3 protein-coding genes are annotated in these 3,122 nt (G+C 62.3%); 1 reads left to right on the forward strand and 2 read right to left on the reverse strand.

The window, feature by feature from the left end; translation table 11 throughout:
• Positions 1-95 precede the first annotated feature (95 nt).
• Positions 96-1,130: an ATP-binding protein gene (locus tag E4O97_RS25800; RefSeq protein ID WP_005786632.1), complete on the reverse strand. Its 1,035-nt coding sequence runs from the start codon at positions 1,128-1,130 to the stop codon at positions 96-98.
• Positions 1,130-1,894, reverse strand: coding sequence for a response regulator (locus E4O97_RS25805; RefSeq protein ID WP_032877075.1), 765 nt, complete (start codon positions 1,892-1,894; stop codon positions 1,130-1,132). The genes E4O97_RS25800 and E4O97_RS25805 overlap by 1 nt, the downstream gene beginning before the upstream one ends.
• A gap of 257 nt (positions 1,895-2,151) precedes the next feature.
• Here E4O97_RS25805 and pyrF point away from each other — a divergent pair, with 257 nt between their 5' ends.
• Entirely contained in the window at positions 2,152-2,850 is a 699-nt protein-coding gene (gene pyrF, locus E4O97_RS25810) for an orotidine-5'-phosphate decarboxylase (protein WP_005786636.1), read from the forward strand.
• The last annotated feature ends 272 nt before the right edge of the window (positions 2,851-3,122 follow it).

Consider the following 3,122-nt stretch of genomic DNA (forward strand, 5'->3'; position numbering starts at 1 on the left):
GAGATCAAAAGCAGATCAAGATCAAGAGCGGCTCGCTTCGCATCGTGGTTACCGTGGGGGCGGCAAGCTGCACAGTTGTGTAGAAGGGAGAAGCCTCAGCCCCTCGGCAACCACATCACCGCAGTCAACCCACCACCCGGCGTGTCCTCCAGGCTCAAGTGCCCGCCAAGCCGCTCGACGGCCTCTCTGGCAATGGTCATCCCCAAACCGACCCCTCCGGAATTGCGGTTGCGCGATCCCTCCAGCCGAAAGAACGGTTCGAACACCGCCTCGCGTTTATCGGCGGCGATTCCCGGGCCGTTATCGATCACTCTGATCACCAGTGCGCCACGGCTGTCGGCCAGTTCTACCCGGGCCATGCCGGCATAGCGCAGCGCGTTGTCGATCAGGTTGTTGAGGCATGAGCGCAGGGCCATGGGCTGCACTTGCAAGGGCGCGCAGGTGCCTGAAAATTGCACGTCGCAGCCCTGGTCCTGGGCGTTCTCGCTGAGGGACTCCACCAGCGCCTGCACGTCGAGCCAATGCCGCGTCTCGCTGGTGCGTTGTTCGTGCAGGTAGCTCAGGGTGGCGTCGAGCATATCGATCATGTCGTTCAGGTCCTGACGCATCTGGCCTTGCAGTTTGGTGTCTTCGATCTGTTCCAGGCGCAGTTTGAGGCGTGATAACGGGGTGCGCAGGTCGTGAGAGACCGCACCGAGCATACGTGCCCGCTGGCTGACTTGTTCGCGGATGCGCTTTTGCATCAGGTTGAAGGTCGAGGCCGCTTGCCTTGCCTCGCGCGGGCCGGATTCCACCAGCGGCGGGCTGTCGAGGTCGACGCTCAAGCGCTCGGCTGCGGCACTCAGGCGCTGGATCGGCCGGCTCAGCAGCTTGGCGCCGTACCAGGCGGCAATGATCAACGAGATAAATTGAAACGTCAGCGGTACCAGCGGGCCACCAAACCAAGGGCGAGGTTCCTTGCGCAGCGGTTTGAGGGTGCCGTCCGGTTGTTCGACGAACGCCTGGGGAGGCGGAGGCGGTGGCCGGCCGTAGTGGTGAAACCAGAAGAGAGCCAGCACGTGGGCCAGCACAATGGCCACCAGCAATAGGCCGAACAGTCGCCCGAACAGCGTATTGAAGGTGGCGCGCATCAACCGATATCCCGGGCGTCGAACAGGTAGCCTTCGCCGCGTACGGTCTTGATCAACTGCGGGGCCTTGGGGTCATCTCCCAGTTTCTGGCGCAGGCGTGATACCAGCAAGTCGATGCTGCGATCAAAGGCTTCGATGGAGCGACCACGGGCCGCATCCAGCAGTTGCTCGCGGCTCAATACGCGGCGCGGGCGTTCGATGAACACCCACAGCAAGCGAAACTCGGCGTTGGACAGCGGCACCACCAGGCCGTCATCGGCCACCAACTGGCGCAGTACGCTGTTGAGGCGCCAGGTGTCGAAGCGGATGTTGGCCCGTTGCTCGGTGCGGTCATCGCGCACCCGGCGCAGGATGGTCTGGATACGGGCCACCAGCTCCCGGGGCTCGAATGGTTTGGACATATAGTCATCAGCGCCCAGTTCCAGGCCGATGATGCGGTCGGTGGGTTCGCAGCGGGCCGTGAGCATCAGGATCGGAATGTCCGACTCGGCACGCAGCCAGCGGCACAGCGACAACCCGTCCTCGCCCGGCAGCATCAGGTCCAGTACTACCACATCGAAGGTTTCGGCTTGCATGGCTTGGCGCATGGCGGTGCCGTCGGTGACGCCCGAGGCCAGGATATTGAAGCGCGCCAGGTAGTCGATCAGCAGTTCGCGGATCGGCACGTCGTCGTCGACGATCAGCGCACGGGTGGTCCAGCGCTTGTCTTCGGCGATCGTCGTGCCTTTAGGCTCTTCGTTTACGGGGACGGAAGGGGTCTGCATAGTGCGATCATCTGCCTGAGTAGTGCTGTCAGCATAGGCGCCCAGCGCCGTGGCTGGAAATGCTGGGCGTGCGATAGTGTGCGAGGCTAGCCGGGCGGCGTGTTGAGGGCGTGTCGTGAATGTATCGACTTTGAAACAAGTGCTCGAAATCGCGTGTATCGGGCACTTGATCAGTATTTACCGATCATCGGATCCCGCAACGGCGCTGCTTGCGCTACAATCCGCGCCGATTTCGACTTGCCTGAGAGCCCATTCCAATGTCCGTCTGCCAGACTCCTATCATCGTCGCCCTGGATTACCCCACTCGTGACGCCGCACTGAAGCTGGCTGACCAGTTGGACCCCACGCTATGCCGGGTCAAGGTCGGCAAGGAACTGTTCACCAGTTGCGCGGCGGAAATTGTCGGCACCCTGCGGGACAAAGGCTTCGAAGTGTTCCTGGACCTGAAATTCCATGACATCCCCAACACCACGGCAATGGCCGTGAAGGCTGCGGCCGAAATGGGCGTGTGGATGGTCAATGTGCACTGCTCCGGCGGCTTGCGCATGATGAGCGCGTGCCGCGAAGTGCTGGAACAGCGCAGCGGCCCCAAACCGCTGCTGATCGGCGTGACCGTGCTGACCAGCATGGAACGCGAAGATCTGGCCGGTATTGGCCTGGATATCGAGCCTCAGACGCAGGTATTGCGCCTGGCGGCTCTGGCGCAGAAAGCCGGCCTCGATGGCTTGGTATGCTCGGCCCTGGAAGCCCAGGCCCTGAAGAACGCCCACCCGTCGTTGCAACTGGTGACGCCGGGTATTCGCCCGGCGGGCAGCGCGCAGGATGACCAGCGCCGTATCCTGACCCCGCGCCAGGCCCTGGATGCCGGTTCGGACTATCTGGTGATCGGCCGTCCGATCAGCCAGGCGGCGGATCCGGCCAAAGCACTGGCCGCGGTGGTTGCCGAAATCGCCTGATACTCAGGGGAACACGGTAAAAAATGTGTGAGGGGGCTTGCCCCCGTTAGCCATGGGTATCTATACAACTTCTGTACGCCGCCGGACCCTGTGGGAGGGGGCTTGCTCCCGATGGCGGCCTAGGGGCCGACCAGGATCTTGGATCAGACCGAGTACATATCTGTTATTTAGGTAACGGCCACTGTTGGTTCCGCTTTTACAGCGGGTCACTTTGGAAAAGAGAGCCCCAAAGTAACCAAAGGGCTCTTGCCCCACCACTCGGCACCTCGCCT

The organism is Pseudomonas sp. W15Feb34 (genome assembly GCF_023127765.1).
GTDB classification, from domain to species: Bacteria; Pseudomonadota; Gammaproteobacteria; order Pseudomonadales; family Pseudomonadaceae; genus Aquipseudomonas; species Aquipseudomonas synxantha_A.